Below are 16,391 nucleotides of genomic sequence, written 5' to 3' on the forward strand. Positions count from 1 at the left end.
GAGTGATTTTGTATGAATTTGGATAGGTATTCATTGGTTACTAGGAATACGGAGGAAGTTGTTGTTGAGGATGAGTTGAGGGAGTTGTTAGATAAGAATGGTGAACCGGTTACTTACGTTGGTTATGAGCCTAGTGGGGCACTTCATCTTGGACATCTGTTGACTGCTAACAAACTTATTGATTTGCAGGAGGCTGGGTTTAGGGTTAAGGTTTTGTTGGCGGATTTCCATGCATATTTAAATGAGAAAGGTAGTTTAGATGAGATTAAAGAGGTTGCTGAGATGAATAAAGAGTGTTTTTTGGCTTATGGCCTGGATCCTGATAAAACTGAGTTTGTTTTCGGTAGTGAGTATCAACTTAATGAGGAGTACACTAAGAAGGTCTATGAGCTTTCACTTCAAGTGACCTTGAATAGGGCTACTAGAAGTATGGATGAAATTAGTAGGCGTCGGGAAAACCCTATTATGGGTCAAATGCTCTATCCGATAATGCAGGCTATCGATATTGGATGGCTTGATGTTGATGTAGCTATGGGTGGTACGGATCAGAGAAAAATCCATATGCTTGCAAGGGAGAAACTTCCTAAAGTTGGTTATAACTCACCAATCTGTATCCATACCCCTATTTTGACTGGATTGGATGGTGAGAAGATGAGTTCTTCTAAAGATAACTGGATAGATATATCTGATAGTTATGAAACTGTTGAAGAGAAAATAATGGATGCTTACTGTCCCGAGAAACAGGTGGAGAATAACCCGGTTACTGAGATAATGAGGTATCATGTCATGCCTAGGTTTGAAGAGATTGAGATTGAAAGGCCTGAGAAGTTTGGTGGGAACTTGGTTTACACGGAGTATAGTGAGTTGGCAAGTGATTATATGTCAGGCGAGTTACATCCGCTTGACTTAAAGAATGGTGTTAAGGATTATTTGAACAGGGTTTTAGAGCCTGCTAGAGAAAAATTAAAGAAGGCTTAAACCCCTTCCTGTCTTTTCCTATTTTTTTGTTTTTTTGGTGTTTTTTGGTTTTTTTGGGTTGTATGACTGGTTTTTTATGGTAGGTATAGGTCGGCTGCTATGAATGCTAGTTCTAGGAAGCTGTAGGGTAGTAGTGCGAATAGGCCTAGTATGATTGTTCCTGCCATTGCGAAGAGCATTGGTGCTGTTATCCATTTTGGTACTGGTGCTTTTACTTTTACTTCTGGTTTTTTGAAGAAGGCTTTGTATATTATTGGCCAGAATACGAGTATGTTTAGTATTGCGCTTGCTATTAGGACTAATACGAAGATATAGAGTTCTGCTTGTATTGCTCCTTTTATTAGGTACCATTTTGATACGAATCCGACTAGTGGTGGGATTCCTGCTAGGCTTAGGGCTCCTATTGAGAATACTAGGGTGTGTATTGGCATTCGCCAGCCTATGCCGTCCATCTCGCTGACGTATTCTTTTCCTGTTGCTACGAATACGGCTCCTGCGAAGAAGAACATGCCTATTTTCATGAATGCGTGGTTTGAGATATGGATTATGCTGCCGGCGATTCCGAAGTAGCTTAGTAATGCTGCTCCTAAGACGATGTAGGATAGTTCGTTTATTGTTGAGTATGCGAGTTTTGCTTTTAGTTTGTCTTTTTTGAGTGCGACTAGCATTGAGAGTATTATTGTTATTGAGGCGATTGTTGCGAGTGCTATTCCCATGCCTATTGCGGCTGTTAGTTCTATTCCGAATACGTTGTTTACGACTCTTATTACTCCGAATGTACCTGATTTGACTACAGCTACACAGTGGAGTAATGCTGATACTGGTGTTGGTGCGATCATTGCTGATGGGAGCCATCCGTGTAATGGCATTATGGCTGCTTTAACTCCGAACCCGATGATGAATATTATGAATAGTAGTTGGAGCATTTGTGTTGAAGCCATGTCTTGTGTTAGGAATCCGTTTTCGGCGAATGTTAGTGTGCCTGATATGTCGTATGTGATTATGAGGGCGAGTAGTAGGAATACGGCTCCTGCTGTTAATGTGTAGCCTAGGTATTTCCAGCCTGCTTTCATTGCTTCTTTGGTTTCTTCGTGTATAACGAGTGGGTATGTTGCTATTGTTAGTATTTCGTAGAAAATGAATAATGTGAATAGGTTTTTGGATGTTGCTATACCCATGGTTGCTGCTATTGAGATTGCGAATGCTGCGTAATATCGGGTTTGTTTATGTTCGTTTAATCCCCGCATATAGCCTACGGAGAACATTGAGGTTACTATCCATAGTAGGCTGGCGAGGAGAGCGAAGAACATTGATAATGGGTCTACTAGGAAGGATATTGAGATGCCTGATATAAGTTCAGGGGTTTCTAGTATATATTCGCCTCCACCATAGATGTGGGGAGCCATTGATGCGACTAATAAAAAGATTATTATTGATGTTATGAATGTAACGCCTTCTCTTAGGTCTCGACGTTTTTCTCCTGCTAGGTATATCAGGATGGGTGCTATGAGACCTATTAAGACTATTAGTAGTGGTCTGATATCTGTTACAGTCGTCATTTTTTCACCAGTTTATTGTTTTATATGGTTTATTTTCCGTTTTTATAGGGTTTTTCAGGCATCTGATTTATCTAATCTTTTTTTTATTTCATTAAGGATTCTGCGAAGGGCTCTATTAGGTCTAGTGGTATTGAGAACCCGAATCCGAATATTATGCATGATATTGCGAGTATTCCTATTGGTATTACTATTGTTAGTGGTTCCTTCACTTTCGTCATGTCGTCGTTTTCTCTGGTGTATGCTATGTTGAGTACTCTGAAGAAGTATATGGCGTTTAATAAACTGCTTAGTAGTATTACTATTACGAAAACCCATTGTCCTATGTCTACTGCTGCCCAGGCGAGGTAGAACTTGCTTATAAATCCGTTGGTTGGGGGTATGCCTATCATTGCTAGTGCCGCTATTCCAAAGAAGGCCATTGTATATGGCATTTTTTGGCCGAGGCCACCGTAGTCATAGATGTTTCTCTTGCCTGTCAGGTATATTACTGCTCCTGCTGCGAGGAATAACGCTGATTTCATTAATGCGTGGTTGAATAGGTGGAGTAGTCCGGCTGATAGGCCGAGTGATGTTCCTAAACCAAATCCGAAGATTATGTATCCCATTTGGCTTACACTTGAGTATGCTAGCATTCTCTTGATGTCTGTCTGGTATATTGCTAGTAGGGATCCGAATAGGACTGCGATTCCAGCGAGTATTAGGAAGACTGTTGTTAGTGGTATTACTTCAGTTATATATTCATATCCATATACCGTTAGTAATATCCGTATCAATCCGTAGGCGGCTACCTCTACCAATACTGCTGAGAATAATGCTGAAACCGGGCTTAATGCTTTTGAGTGTGCGTCGGGCAGCCATACGTGTAGTGGGAATAAAGCGCTTTTTATGCTGAGGCCGGTTACTATGAATGCGAGTGAAGCGAATATCGCTGTTGATGGATATAGGTCGAGTTCTACTATTCTGGCGGCGAGGTCTGCGAAGTTGAGTGTTCCGGTCATTATATAGAGGTATCCGATTCCGAGTAGGAAGAATGCGGATCCTACAGCACCCATTAGGAGGTAGTTGAATGCGGCTGTTATTGCTTTTTTATCTTGTGAAATTGCGGTTAAGCTGTATGATGCTATAGAGAATATCTCTAGACCTACGAACATGTTGAAGGCGTCTGCGGCCATTATGAACCATAGGAGGCCGCCGGTCATTAATAGGATTAGTGTGTAATAAAGTACCTCTTTTTTAGGTTTAAGGCTGTGTTTTACGTATTTTTTTGAGAATATTGTGGCGAGTAGTGTTACACCGAGAACTATTAAAGCCATTAATGCAGCGAGGTGGTCTGCTAGTATTTCAACTCCCCAAGGAGGTTCTTCTCCGACTGTGAAGTAATAGATCTCGCCATTTACCAATATTTCAATTGCAAGTAGAACTGCAAGTATTGTTGTTATTAGTACGATTATTGTTGTTAATATGTTTGTTATTTTAGGTTTGAAGTATCCTATTATTGGTATTATGTATGCTCCTAAAAGTGGTAGGAGGATTATTAGCATTGGAAGTTGGTTTTCGAATGCGCTCAGTTTACCACAACTCCTCTATTTCGTCTGCATTCAAGGTTCCATACTCTTCGTATATCCGTATTATCAATGCCAGCGCTGTCGCGGTTATAGCTAGTGCGATAACTATCGCGGTGAGTATTATTATGGAGGGTAGGGGGTTCGCGTGTTGGTCTACGTTGACTTGGTCGTAGTTGTATAAGACGGGTGCTATTGCGTCTGTCTTATCGGCCATAGATATATAGAAAAGGAATATGGAGGTTTCAACTATGTTTAGGCCCATGAATTTCTTTATTAAGTTCTTTTTTGCTATCATAGCATAGAGCCCGATCATGAATAGTATGACGCTTACCCAGTAGTTGTAATGTAGTAAGTAGAATTCGAAGTTCATTTTCTTGTTTCACCCCCCATGGTGATGAAAATGGATATAATGATTGCTGTGACGGTTATCCCTATCGCTATTTCAAGTAATGCTATAAAGGTTAGTGTTATCGTGGGGTCTGGATAGGGTAGTGGTATTGCAGGGTATTCTAGGAAATTTCCTCCCCATATTATTGCTGCCATCCCGGCTATTATGAATATTAGTGTTCCTCCGGATTCCATCAATCTTCTGACTGTTTGGTTGGCGAATCCACGTCCTTTTTCTAGTCCATAGACAAGTATGTATAGTACGAAGGCCGCTGATACTATAACTCCGCCCTGGAATCCTCCGCCATGTGAAACGTGTCCGTGTCCGATTACGTATGCCCCGAACAACATTATTACGGGGATTAATAACCTACTTACGTTTTCAACGATTACTTCGTTTTCCATAATTTCTGAACTCATTGTTAATCCCATCCAAGCAATGCCATAATTGCTATTCCTGCTGCGAATATTACGGTGATTTCTCCAAATGTATCGTAGGCCCGCCAATATACAAGTACTGCTGTCACTATGTTGTGTACTCCGGCTACGTCATATGCTTCAAGTATGTAGGTTGGTGATACGTGTGATGAGGCGGGGCTGTTTGGATCGCCGAAATCGGGCATGTCGGCTACGGCTATAGCCATTATGGCGCCTACTATACCGACAAGAATCATTGATATTTTTTTATTCATCTTCCATCCTCTCCGTTCGCGCTATTGTTATTATGAAAAGTATGGTTGTTGCTCCTGCTCCAACTGCTGCTTCAGCGATACCTACGTCCGGAGCGTTAAGTTGAACGTAAACTATTGCCATTATAAAGCTGTATACAGCGAATATTAGGGCTGCAACTATTAGGTCTCTTGCAACAACTACCGCTATAGCGGTTATTGGTAATAGGAGTAATAGTAATAGGTTTAATATTAACTCCATTTAACTCTCCTCCCCATAATCTTTCATATGGCTTTTTCTATCGTTTTCATCAGTCCTATCGGTTTTTTGGTTTTGTTGTGTTTTTTTGGTGATTGTTTGTTTTGAGCATTTACTGTAGTTGGTTATTTCACATGGGTTGACCCCTGAAATATAGCCGCCTTTGGATATTATCTGTGCGGCGGTTGGGTTGGTTAGGTATACAAAAAATATTATCATAAATAGTTTTATTGCTGTTATATCAAATCCCTGATAGATGATTAAGCCTAACAAAATTGCTCCAACCCCTAAAGTATCACATTTAGTTGTTGCATGGAGTCTTGTGAATACATCTGGCAGCCTAATCAAGCCTATCAAACCGACTATGAAAAAGAAAACTCCTACTGCAATTAATATAATTGAGGTTATTTCAAGGGCCGTTTCAATCACTGGAAAATCTCCCCCGTTATCATGTATCTACCCGCTATAACTGCAAGTAAGAAATTTAGTAATGCATAGGTTAGGGCTACATCGATGAACAATGGTTGGTTTGTAATGTAAGCTATTAAGACCAAAACTATTAGCGTTGCTGTACCTATCACTTGGATTGCTACAAGCCTGTCCGGTAGTGTTGGACCTTCTATAGCTCTATATACAGCTATTAAGGCAGTTATAACCAGTATTATGGCTGCAGCGAGAAATGTCTGTTCTATAGCCATTAATCTTCATCCTCCCTGAATATGTGTTTAACTCTTTCTTCCATACCACTTTCAACCATTTCTTGGTAGTGATCTGAGGTTAGGCAATGTATGTAGATATCGTTGTCTTCATCTACGTTTACAGTTAAAGTTCCTGGAGTTAGTGTTATTGAGTTTCCAAAAACGGTGATCGCCATCCCTTTTTCGAGGTCCGGGGAGTGTTTAACGAAAGTTGGTGATATGGGGAGGTTGGGGTTTAGAACTATCTTGGCAACATTAATGTTTGCCTTGATTATTTCAGTTAGGTGCCAAAAAATATATCTAGAAAACCTAAAAACCTCGATGTGTAATCCATCTAAACCACTTCTTCTCAAGAATAGGTCATGTGTTATATAAGCGATTAATAGGGAGGCAACAACTCCCATCGATATGTGTGCTAAATCATAGTATCCTGATAGGAGTAACCAAAACCCCATCAATGCAAGAAAAGTAATCAGGAATCCTGAAATTGATTTATTAGTTTTTTCCATTAACCGATTAGCCCCCGTCCCGAATTCAGTATACTTGAAGAACACTTAAATCTTTTGAGGAATTAAATAAGAATCGATGCAAAAGAACACTGGACTTATTTTTGCAGCCGACCTAGAAGATGGAAGGCGTGCAATAAATATAACAAACGAAATATCAGATTTAATCGATGCTGTCAAGGTTAATTACCCAATAATCCTATCTAATGGACTTCAGATAGTTGAAGAACTCAGTAGAACCAAGGAAGTGATCGCAGACCTTAAGATAGCTGACGTACCCCACATAAACAGAAAGATATGTAAAAATGTATTTGAGGCCGGGGCTTCAGCCATAATCTGCCATGGCTTTACAGGAAGAAACAGTATAGAGGCATGTGTAGAGATCGCTAACCAGATGTATGGAGATGTATATGTTGTCGCAGAGATGTCACATCCCGACGCAGAACGTTTCATACATCCAGTTTCTCAAGAAATCGTTGAATTAGCCAGCCAACTAAGAGCCAATGGATTAATAGCTCCAGCAAACGACTTAAAACGACTGAATACAGTTAGTGAATTGGCTGGAGACATGCGGATACTTTCACCAGGAGTCGGTGTACAGGGAGGCGGAGCCTCAACAGCAATAAATGCCGGTGCCGACCAAGTAATCGTAGGTAGAAGCATATACGACAGTAGAGAACCTAGACAAGCAGCTAGTGAAATAGTTGAAGACATCGGTTACATTCAACAGTAACCCAATCCATAATTAAAATGAAAACAAAAAAAACGTTGAAAAAGGGGTTTTAACGGTTTTTATCTTAACTCAGGGCTAAGACCTCTTCCTTCAGGGAGAGGATGATGTCACGGATATTCAATCTAGTTCAAAGGTTTTTTCTGTTAGTTACATGGTTTTTTATTGTTGTTGAGGATTAACCATATCTGGTAGGTTTGTTTTATGGGAAAAGGCGAGATACATCTGTTAAAAACCGCTCACGTTTCTGAAAAAAGCGTGAAGGAGGTTGAAGAAGCTATAAACGAAATAGAGCCAGATGTTGTCGCTGTTGAATTGGATCTACCTAGATATAAATCCTTAAAAGGAGAAGAAACAGAAATAAGCGTTAAAGACATCCTAAAGGGAAATGTCTTTATCTTCCTTTTCCAAATGCTCTTATCCTACTTACAGAACCGGATTGGAGCAGATTTAGGGGTCGAGCCTGGAGCTGAAATGAAAAAAGCTATTGAATTAGCTGAAGAGAAAGACATCGAGGTCGCCTTGATAGATAGAGATATCCGGATCACCATGAAGAGACTGTGGCACCAAATGACCCTTCGAGAAAAACTAAAGATGATAAGTTCATTGGTGCTTGGCGCCCTCGGTTTTGGAAAACAAAAAGAGATAGATATTGACGAAATAACTGAAGACGACACAATCGAGATGTTGGTCTCCGAGTTCGAGAAATTCTCCCCAAATGCAGCTAAAGTATTGATAGATGAAAGAGACGCATACCTAGCCTCAAACCTACTAAAAGAAGCTAAAAAAGAAAAAAAAGTATTAGGAGTCATTGGAGCAGGACATGGAGAAGGGGTTAAAAACTACCTACAGAACTATGAAGAAATACCTCCTCTAAAACAACTTACCCAAATCCCTAAATCACGCAAATACCTTAAAGCGATTGGAATACTCATACCACTATCAATAATCGGTTTATTCGGATACCTAGTATTCGCTGGAAAACCACTATCCGTAATATTAACCGCCCTCGGTTATTGGTTCCTAATAAACGGTTCACTAGCCGCTATAGCAACATTGTTAGCCAGAGGCCACCCACTATCAATAGCAACCGCATTTTCTTTCGCCTGGCTAACCTCACTCTCACCATTCCTAGCTGCTGGATGGTTTGCAGGCATGGCAGAAGCATATGTAAGAAAACCAACAAGCCAAGACTTCAACCTACTCAAAGACGCCGAAAAACTAAGCGAACTAATGAACAACAACCTCTTCAAAGTTATTTTAGTCGCAGCAGCCGCAAATGTAGGAAGCATAATAGGAACATTCATAGGAGCATACATACTCCTAAAATTCGCAGGAATCGACGTCGAAACATTAATACCATTTTAAACACCCTCCCTTAATCTTCCTAAACAAAAAAATTAAGAAACTGGATTTTAGTCCTTATAAACAACATAAATAGATATTAAACACAGCTTCTTTAAAAAAAACCAAGAAATAGATTTAAACCACCAATTATTTGATTAATAGCTTAAAGATTTTATATCGCAAGATATGGATTGGTTTTCTCTGTTTTATGTTTTGTTTTAGTTTTCTGGGACCATTCCCATTTCGCCTAACTCGATTGCTGTTGTGAAATCGCTTCGACTTATTATTCCTACAACTTTTTGTTCTCTGGTTACAGGTATTCTTCCTATTCTTTCTCTTGATATTATTCTGAGTGCTTCGATTGCATCAAGTTCTGGTTCAACTGTTATTGGGTTTTTTGTCATTACGTCTTTGACATATGTGGCTACTCTCCGTTCTCTTGGGATTCCACGTATGTCTGAGAAGGTTACTATTCCAATAAGTTTGTCGTTTTGTGTTACTGGATATCCCATGTGTTTTTGCTTCATCATTAACTCGATCAGTTCTTTGGCATCTGTTTCTGGTTCAACGGTTAATACATTCTCTGTCATTAGGTCTTTAACCTGTAGGTCTGAGAATATCCTTGTTATCTTGGTGCTTTTTTCTTCCTGTGATGCACCGAAATATATGAATGCAGCTATTAGAATCAACCAAATTCCTGCTGGTAATAATAAAAGCCCTATAAGGCCTATTGAGAAGGCGAATGCCTTACCTATTCCTGCTGCTCTTTCAGTTGCCTTTAGGTATGGCATTCTTTTCGCGAAAATTGATCTTAATACCCGGCCTCCATCCATTGGGAATGCGGGTATGAGATTGAATGCGGCTACAATTATGTTTATGTATCCAAGCCATCCGATAAATATTCCTGCTAGTGTTCTTTCATCGGGGAATATTGGGGTTGGTAATCCCGCTATATAATTGATTGATAACAAAATAACTCCTATTAAAAGGCTGACTACAGGTCCGGCTAAAGCTAGTTTTAATTCGATTGAGGGGTCATCTGGGGTTTGCTCCATTGCTGCAACCCCACCAAATATCATCAATGTTATGCTGTTTATAGGGATCTGGTTTTTAAGAGCGATATAAGAATGGCCTAATTCATGTAACAAAACGCATAAAAAGAACATCAATGTAAGTAATGTACCTAAGGTATAGGCTAGCCAAGGTTCAACTAAGCCTTCAAAAAAGAATGGTGAGTTAGCGAATAGCCATGCAAAAGGCGGTAAGATTATTAAAAACGATATATGGAGCTTTATTGGTATCCCCCAAACCTCCAATATCTTGATTGAACTCTTCATAAATCAAGCTCCCAAAAACATTACAAACCATTTTAAGCAAACGGTCAAACAACAATTATTCAACAATTGTTAGTTATTTCAATAGGTATTTCCTTTACGACACATCTAATTGTTAATTGTATCTCTAAGTTTAGGTGTTTATTTTGTTTTTACAAATCAATATATTCTTTTAACACACATACTTCTTTTCTTTGAAGTTAATTTCTTTTTAAAAAATCCAATCAGAATATAGTATCGTTATTCAATTAATCTATGTTTGGTTAGTTATTAAAAAAAAGAAAAAGAGGAATCCATGGTTTTATGTTATTTAAAGTTAGGTTTTGACGGTTATTTGGTGTGTGTTGTTTATTTCACTAAGTGTTTTTAGCATTATTCCGTAGATTAGGTCGTCTGGTACTTCACTGGCTATTACATTTAAGATTAATCGTCCTTCTGTTATTTTTGTTAGGTTTCCTGTAATGTCTACTTCTTTTGTTGCTCTGGGCCTGCTTCCTTTAAGGTAGGAGTTGTCATTACCTATGTATGCCTTAATGTGGTTTATTTCTCCACCTGCATTTGAGATTTTTTCGTCTATGGAGGTGACTACTTCTCTTAATATTTGCTGTGTTTGTTTTTTGTTGAAAGGTTTGTTTGATTTAAATTTGAATTTCTCTCCTCTCTCACTTATTCCGGAAACCGATTTTAGGTATTCTTGGAATAGTGCAGGGCTGTTGAACTCGGTTCCCTCATGAATTTCATTTAAAACAACATCTATTATCTCATTGATGTTTGTGGAGTCTTTTGCTGAGACATGCAATATCTTTACGTCTTGGTTGAGGTTGTAAACCATCTCTTCAATCTTAGTTATGTCTTCTTTTGATAATACGTCAATTTTATTTATAACAACTATTTCAGCGTCCTTAACCTGTCTTGCATCTATTAGAGGGAACTCTCTATCTTTTTCGATTACGTTTTTTAGTTCACGGCCATCTAAAAGGATTGTTATTGGGGCTAGATCGATTTCATCCCCAAACTCATTGCGTAAATCGAAATATAGTTTTGAAGGCAAGAAATAGGATACAGGCTCTACAAACAAGACATCTTTACTTGATTTATCATTTACTTTATTCATAATTTCTTTTAAACGATTTAGGTAGAAACAGATGCATCCACCGGTCAATTCATCTCCATCAAGGCCCAGCTCCCTTACAAACAATGGATCGACATTTGAATTACCTTTTTCGTTATCTATAATTAAAACGCTTTTACCATCTTTCTCAAGTTTCTTCGCCATCTCAGAGATCAAGGTGGTTTTTCCAGAGCCATAGAACCCGCCAATAAACGATACTTTCAAAATTATCACTTAAACCTAATTACCTACCTATCGTACTTAAGGTTTTCAGTGTTAATCTAGCGGAACCTTGTTTTTTGGAAAAACATAATTATCTCTGAGGTTACCTTTTAGTTGGGTGGTTTATTGAAGTTAATTAAGCAGATATCTGTTTTCCTTAAGAACAAGCCGGGGGAGCTAGCTAGGTTGTTCAATACTATAGACGGTGAAATCGATGTATCTGCTTTTGAGATAGCAGAAGCTGGTGATTTCGGTGTGATTCGAATGATAACTCCAGAACCTAATAAACTGGAGAAAAAACTTGAAAAGAATAGTTACACTGTATCTATAGTTAAAGTAATCTCAATCGATAGAGATGAAGTTTCAGGTGTTTCAAACAAACTTGGAGATAGCGAGGTTAACATCGAGTATGCCTACTCGGCCTGTAGCTCCGGAGGAAAAGATAGGGTTATAATGAAAGTTGATGACCCTGAAGCGGGTTTAAAAGCACTAGAGAGATAAAAAAGTTTTATCTTTTTTCATCAAGGATTGGGTGTGGTTTTATGTTTATTTTTTAGGTCTATGGGTGTGGTGTTTTTTTCAATTAAATCTTTATTGTTGTGGATTTAACTGTAGTTAGAGGTTTTTATCTGTTTTGTGTTTTTTGTTAGGTGTTTTTTATGGATCGTTTTGAAGAGACTTGCAGGGAGATTGCTCGACGTATTGTTGAGGATGGTGTGCCTGAAAGTGAGATTGAATCTGTTAAGAGGGAGGTTTGTAGGGAGACTGGTGTTTCTCGTTTTCCAAGCAATCCTGAGATATTGAAGTATGTAGATGGGGAGGAGGAACGGGATAAACTTAAATTAAAGCCTACTCGCTCTATATCAGGTGTTAATATAATAGCGGTGATGACCTCGCCATATAAATGTCCTCATGGTCGTTGTGTGCCTTGTCCTGGTGGTCCTGAAAACGATAGTCCACAGAGTTATACCGGGAAGGAGCCTGCTGCTATGCGTGCTATTAGAGAGGGATATGATCCATATAGTCAAGTTAGAACCAGGGTAAGTCAATTGAAGGAGATTGGTCATGACGATGTTGAAAAGGTTGAGTTGATTGTTATGGGTGGTACTGCACCGGCTCGTGAAGGATATATTGAGGATTTTGTTAAAAACTGTTTCGATGGTTTGAACAAAAAGAAATCAAGTTCATTGATGGAAGCTAAATCAAGAAATGAGGATGCGGATATACGTTGCATCGGCCTTACATTTGAAACACGGCCTGATTACTGTAAACAACATGATATAGACCGGATGCTTGATATGGGTTGCACGAGAGTTGAGTTGGGTGTTCAAACAATATATAATGATGTTTATAAAAAAATAGAGAGAGGACATCGGGTTGAGGATGTGTATAGGGCTACGAAACAGTTGAAGGATTCTGGATTAAAGGTTACTTATCACATGATGTTGGGTCTTCCTGGTACAACTCCATATAAAGATGTTCAGGCTTTTGAGGAGATTTTCAGTGATGAAAGGCTTCAGCCTGACGCTCTTAAGATATATCCAACTCAGGTTGTCAAAGGTACAGAGCTCTATGAGATGTATTTGGATGGTGATTACAGGCCACTTACAAATGAAGAGACTGCTGACCTGATTGCTCGTGTGAAGAAAAAGGTTCCACCACATGTCAGGATAATGCGGGTTATGCGGGATATACCTTCTCATCAAATTGATGCAGGGCCGGATAAAACCAATTTACGTCAAGTAGGTCGTAAGAAACTGGTTGAAGAAGGAAATCCATGTAGATGTATTAGGTGTAGAGAGGTTGGACATCGGGAGAGGAAGGATGGTGTTTCACCTCAAGATATAGAGTTGGTTTCAAGGGAGTACAAAGCTTCTAGTGGTAAGGAAATATTCTTGTCTATCGAGGATGTTGGTCAGGACATATTGATTGGTTTACTCCGATTGAGAATTCTTGATGAACCTTTCCGTCCTGAACTAAACTCTGGTGATGCATTGGTTAGAGAGCTACATGTATATGGAGAAGCAGCACCTATAGGCAGGGAAGGCGATTGGCAACACCATAGTTATGGTGAAAAACTGCTTAAAAAGGCTGAAGAGAGAGCGAGGGAGTTGGGTGCAGAAGAGTTATCTGTGATAAGTGGTGTTGGAGCTAGGAATTACTATAGAAAGTATGGATATAATAAGAAGGGCGTTTATATGAATAAAAAACTCTAAAAAATTGTTTTTAGTTGTCTGGGTAAAATACTAATCTTTTTGATGTTAATGGTATTTATTGTCTTGTTGTTTTTTAGGAGGAATTAATATATGGAAGATGAGTTGCTTGGTGAGCTCGGGAAAATGGATCAAGATGCATTAAGTTTTATTTCATCTCTAAGTGATGATGAATGGATTTTTGATGCAGATATACTTGTAGATATAGCGCATGTTTTGATGTTGATGGAGCAGGATATCGTTCCGAGGGATTCGGGAGTTAAAATCATAACGGCTTTAGAAGAGATAAGTTATGATGAGTTAAGTGGAGAGGACGTACATGTTGCAATCGAGTCCCGTCTAAGTGAATTGGTTGGTGAAGAAACTGCTGGCTGGATGCATACAGCTCGCTCTAGGAATGATGAGGTAGCGACCTGTATAAGAATTCGTTTGAGACATGAACTATTGGAGGTAGCTTGGAGTCTCCACAACTTCTTAAATAAGATATTAGGTGTTGTTGAAGATAACAAGGATACAATGATGCCTGGATTCACCCATCTACAGCATGCTGAACCCACAACCGTTAGCCATCACTACCTAGCTTATTTTGAGGCCTTTAACAGAAATCTAACCAGGATATTGGATTGTTTCGCTAGAACCAATAAAACCCCTCTTGGGTCATGTGCTCTTACCTCTACAACATTCAAGATAGATCGGGAGTACACAGCTGAACTACTTGGTTTTGATGGTGTTATGAGGAACAGTATGGATGGGGTTAGTTCACGCGACTTCGCTTTAGAAGCTGTTTCCTGTTTCAACAACATCATGTTGGATTTAAGTCGTCTTGCTGAAGAACTTATTATCTGGAGTTCTACCGAATATTCCTTCGTCGAACTACCTGATGACTATACATCCACCTCAAGCATTATGCCGCAGAAAAAGAACCCCGATACTCTAGAGTTGGTTAGAGCTAAATCAGGAAGCGTATTAGGGGATTACACTGCCATCTCAAGTATCTTAAAGTCACTTCCTTACGCTTACAACAGAGATCTCCAAGAACTGACGCCGAAGATCTGGAGTAGTGTAACAAACGTTAAAGGGTCACTTAAAATAGCAAACGAAGTAATCGATGGATTGGAGTTCAATGACGAAAAACTACAATCATCTTCACGTAAAGGATTGACAAGCGGTAGTGAGATAGCGAACTACCTCGTTAGAGATAGAGGTATTCCATTCCGGATAGCTCACTCAAAGGTCTCGAATCTAGTTAACGAAGGACTTAGTTTAGAGGAAATGGCTGTTAGACTTGATATACCTGAAGACGTTATAGATGAAATCACAGATCCTGAAAAGATACTTGAAAGAAAAACAGTTCACGGATCCCCCTCACCAATAGTTACATCTAAAGAAGTAAATGATGGATATCTAAGGCTTGAAGAACATGAAAAAGAAATCAAGTCAAGAGAAAAAAAGATTAACCAAGGTCTGAACAAAATTAAAAAAACCTTGGATAACTACCTTAAAGAAAAATAATTTTTAGATGGAGGAAGTTGATGACTATTCAACAGTTTATGGAGAAAAACGACATTAATGAAAACGATAAAATTCAGATTAAGAAGGGAGAGTATAGCTATAAAGGACGGTTGATGCCGTCATCAAAAGAACAAACAGCCGTAATAAAACTTGAAAACGGATACAACATCGGGATAGATATCGAAGGTTGTGAAGCAACCCTAATCGAGAAAGCAACCGAAAAAAAGACAACTAAAACAACAACTAAAACAACCCATAATGATAAAAAAACCATATCGATGTTGTTAACCGGAGGTACAATCGCAAGCAGGGTAGATTATCGGACAGGAGCCGTTTCAAGTGATTTCGATATGGAAGAAATACTTTCAGCTATACCAGAGTTAGAGGGTATGGCTAACTATCGTTCAAAAGTTGTTTCAAACATATTAAGCGAGAACATAAAACCCAATGACTGGATTGAAATAAGTAAAGCAATCTACAAAGAAATCGAGGAAGGTAGTGAGGGAGTTGTAGTAGCACATGGAACCGACACAATGGCCTATACAGCCTCAGCAATAAGTTTTCTAATCGACACCCCAGTACCAATCGTTTTTGTTGGCTCCCAGAGAAGTGCTGACAGACCAAGCAGCGACAACGTCCTTAACGTTGTTTCTGCAGTAAAACTCGCTAAATCCGATATAGCTGAAGTAATGGTTGCAATGCACGGAACCTCCTCCGACACATACTGTCTAGCACATAAAGCAACAAAAACACGCAAAATGCATACCTCAAGGCGTGACGCATTCAGATCAATCAACAGCGATCCAATAGCTAAAATAGACAACGAAATAACAGTTATCACCGATTATACAAAACGTGGAGAAAAAAAATTAAACTATAACGGTGGTTTAAACCCAAACTGTGGTCTAATAAAATTCACACCCACCACAACTCCAGAAACACTAAGAAACCATATAAAAAACATGGATGGAGTTGTTATAGAGGGAACAGGCCTTGGACACGTCTCAAACAACCTAATCCCAGTCATCAAAGAAGGTGTTAACCAAGGAACACCAATAGTGATGACCTCACAATGCCTATACGGCCGTGTATGCGACAGGGTATATGACACAGGTAGAGACCTAATAGAAGCCGGAGTCATACCAGGCCGAGACATGTTACCCGAAACAGCATTAGTGAAACTTATGTGGGCCACAAACCAGACAGATGACCAAACCGAGATAAAGGATTTGATGACCACAGATATCGCTGGCGAGATAACAAACCGCAGTGAACCAGAAAGCTATCTAAAATAACACGAGA

General features: G+C 39.2%; 18 protein-coding genes. 7 read left to right on the forward strand and 11 right to left on the reverse strand.

Translation table 11 applies throughout. The features are described 5' to 3' along the window. The first annotated feature begins 12 nt into the window (after nt 1–12). The gene (locus QEN48_RS00375; RefSeq protein WP_280108437.1) at nt 13–978 is read left to right on the forward strand and encodes a tyrosine--tRNA ligase; all 966 of its coding nucleotides are present in this window, start codon (nt 13–15) and stop codon (nt 976–978) included. A gap of 74 nt (nt 979–1,052) precedes the next feature. Here the strand turns inward: QEN48_RS00375 and QEN48_RS00380 are convergent, their stop codons facing one another. The 9 genes from QEN48_RS00380 to QEN48_RS00420 form a co-directional block, all read right to left on the reverse strand. Further along, a complete protein-coding gene (locus QEN48_RS00380; RefSeq protein ID WP_280108438.1) occupies nt 1,053–2,537 on the reverse strand; it encodes a proton-conducting transporter membrane subunit in 1,485 nt (494 codons plus the stop codon). Nucleotides 2,538–2,620: 83 nt separating this feature from the next. After that, nucleotides 2,621–4,078 carry a monovalent cation/H+ antiporter subunit D family protein gene (locus QEN48_RS00385; protein WP_280108439.1) on the reverse strand — a complete coding sequence of 486 codons (1,458 nt, stop codon included), beginning with the start codon at nt 4,076–4,078 and terminating at the stop codon, nt 2,621–2,623. 28 nt (nt 4,079–4,106) lie between these two features. Next, the gene (locus QEN48_RS00390; protein ID WP_280108440.1) at nt 4,107–4,472 is read right to left on the reverse strand and encodes a cation:proton antiporter subunit C; all 366 of its coding nucleotides are present in this window, start codon (nt 4,470–4,472) and stop codon (nt 4,107–4,109) included. After that, nucleotides 4,469–4,909 carry an MnhB domain-containing protein gene (locus tag QEN48_RS00395; protein ID WP_280108441.1) on the reverse strand — a complete coding sequence of 147 codons (441 nt, stop codon included), beginning with the start codon at nt 4,907–4,909 and terminating at the stop codon, nt 4,469–4,471. Before QEN48_RS00395 ends, QEN48_RS00390 begins: the two co-directional genes overlap by 4 nt. A 2-nt stretch (nt 4,910–4,911) precedes the next feature. Then, the gene (mbhE, locus tag QEN48_RS00400; protein ID WP_280108442.1) at nt 4,912–5,181 is read right to left on the reverse strand and encodes a hydrogen gas-evolving membrane-bound hydrogenase subunit E; all 270 of its coding nucleotides are present in this window, start codon (nt 5,179–5,181) and stop codon (nt 4,912–4,914) included. Continuing rightward, a complete protein-coding gene (locus QEN48_RS00405; RefSeq protein WP_280108443.1) occupies nt 5,174–5,419 on the reverse strand; it encodes an NADH-quinone oxidoreductase subunit J in 246 nt (81 codons plus the stop codon). The genes mbhE and QEN48_RS00405 overlap by 8 nt, the downstream gene beginning before the upstream one ends. Then, nucleotides 5,420–5,845, reverse strand: a complete 426-nt coding sequence (gene mnhG, locus QEN48_RS00410; protein ID WP_280108444.1) for a monovalent cation/H(+) antiporter subunit G — start codon at nt 5,843–5,845, stop codon at nt 5,420–5,422. Beyond that, nucleotides 5,842–6,114: a monovalent cation/H+ antiporter complex subunit F gene (locus QEN48_RS00415; RefSeq protein WP_280108445.1), complete on the reverse strand. Its 273-nt coding sequence runs from the start codon at nt 6,112–6,114 to the stop codon at nt 5,842–5,844. Before QEN48_RS00415 ends, mnhG begins: the two co-directional genes overlap by 4 nt. Beyond that, nucleotides 6,114–6,623: a Na+/H+ antiporter subunit E gene (locus QEN48_RS00420; protein ID WP_280108446.1), complete on the reverse strand. Its 510-nt coding sequence runs from the start codon at nt 6,621–6,623 to the stop codon at nt 6,114–6,116. The genes QEN48_RS00415 and QEN48_RS00420 overlap by 1 nt, the downstream gene beginning before the upstream one ends. Before the next feature lie 76 nt (nt 6,624–6,699). Here QEN48_RS00420 and pyrF point away from each other — a divergent pair, with 76 nt between their 5' ends. Then, a complete protein-coding gene (gene pyrF, locus QEN48_RS00425; protein ID WP_280108447.1) occupies nt 6,700–7,353 on the forward strand; it encodes an orotidine-5'-phosphate decarboxylase in 654 nt (217 codons plus the stop codon). A 201-nt stretch (nt 7,354–7,554) separates the two neighbouring features. Continuing rightward, nucleotides 7,555–8,718, forward strand: coding sequence for a TraB/GumN family protein (locus QEN48_RS00430; RefSeq protein ID WP_280108448.1), 1,164 nt, complete (start codon nt 7,555–7,557; stop codon nt 8,716–8,718). A 197-nt stretch (nt 8,719–8,915) separates the two neighbouring features. Here the strand turns inward: QEN48_RS00430 and QEN48_RS00435 are convergent, their stop codons facing one another. After that, nucleotides 8,916–10,034 (reverse strand): CBS domain-containing protein, encoded by a 1,119-nt coding sequence (locus tag QEN48_RS00435; protein WP_280108449.1) that lies wholly within the window; start codon nt 10,032–10,034, stop codon nt 8,916–8,918. A 313-nt stretch (nt 10,035–10,347) separates the two neighbouring features. Next, nucleotides 10,348–11,367: a GTP-binding protein gene (locus QEN48_RS00440; protein ID WP_280108450.1), complete on the reverse strand. Its 1,020-nt coding sequence runs from the start codon at nt 11,365–11,367 to the stop codon at nt 10,348–10,350. A 123-nt stretch (nt 11,368–11,490) separates the two neighbouring features. Between QEN48_RS00440 and QEN48_RS00445 the strand changes: the two genes are divergently transcribed. The 4 genes from QEN48_RS00445 to gatD all read left to right on the forward strand — a co-directional run bounded on the left by QEN48_RS00445 (nt 11,491) and on the right by gatD (nt 16,384). Continuing rightward, complete coding sequence (locus QEN48_RS00445; protein ID WP_280108451.1) at nt 11,491–11,865, forward strand: hypothetical protein; 375 nt, start codon at nt 11,491–11,493, stop codon at nt 11,863–11,865. A gap of 158 nt (nt 11,866–12,023) precedes the next feature. Next, nucleotides 12,024–13,580 (forward strand): tRNA uridine(34) 5-carboxymethylaminomethyl modification radical SAM/GNAT enzyme Elp3, encoded by a 1,557-nt coding sequence (locus QEN48_RS00450; protein ID WP_280108452.1) that lies wholly within the window; start codon nt 12,024–12,026, stop codon nt 13,578–13,580. 90 nt (nt 13,581–13,670) lie between these two features. Continuing rightward, nucleotides 13,671–15,089, forward strand: coding sequence for an argininosuccinate lyase (argH, locus tag QEN48_RS00455; protein WP_280108453.1), 1,419 nt, complete (start codon nt 13,671–13,673; stop codon nt 15,087–15,089). Between the two features lie 20 nt (nt 15,090–15,109). Beyond that, nucleotides 15,110–16,384 carry a Glu-tRNA(Gln) amidotransferase subunit GatD gene (gene gatD / locus QEN48_RS00460; RefSeq protein WP_280108454.1) on the forward strand — a complete coding sequence of 425 codons (1,275 nt, stop codon included), beginning with the start codon at nt 15,110–15,112 and terminating at the stop codon, nt 16,382–16,384. Nucleotides 16,385–16,391: the final 7 nt, after the last annotated feature.

Origin of the sequence: Methanonatronarchaeum sp. AMET-Sl (assembly GCF_029854155.1) — an archaeon.
GTDB lineage: Archaea > Halobacteriota > Methanonatronarchaeia > Methanonatronarchaeales > Methanonatronarchaeaceae > Methanonatronarchaeum.